Below are 424 nucleotides of genomic sequence, written 5' to 3'. Positions count from 1 at the left end.
TTGTGACCGAGTCCCAGGGGGCCATCGGGGCTATTTGTTATTTCGTGTTTCCAGCTTACCAGACGTTTTCCGCTCCGTTTTCCGGAGTTTCATTCATCCGATTTTCCGAACTGGTCGGGCCGCTTTTCGCGACGACCACCACTTTAGCGCATTTCAAGAGTGACTCGAAATTCACGATCACACCGTGTCGACTAATACGCCGACGAACCCAATTGAATGGGCTCCGAAGTGTGAGAGTGGGTCTTGCTGAGTGGGGTGGCCGCTCCAGCGACTCGTTCAACACTAGGCCACCTGGAGGACATCGTCAAACGTCGAGGGGGGGGGGGGGGGGGGGGGCCCCCCCCCCCCTCACAGAGCCCCCGAAGCAGCGCGGGGGGGTGAGAAAAAGCTCGCCGGGGCCGAGCGGGGCGACAACCCCCGCGCC

Origin of the sequence: Kitasatospora sp. NPDC059088 (genome assembly GCF_042738155.1) — a bacterium.
In the GTDB taxonomy this organism is placed as follows: Bacteria; Actinomycetota; Actinomycetes; order Streptomycetales; family Streptomycetaceae; genus Kitasatospora.
Note: the sequence above shows the minus strand (reverse complement) of the source record.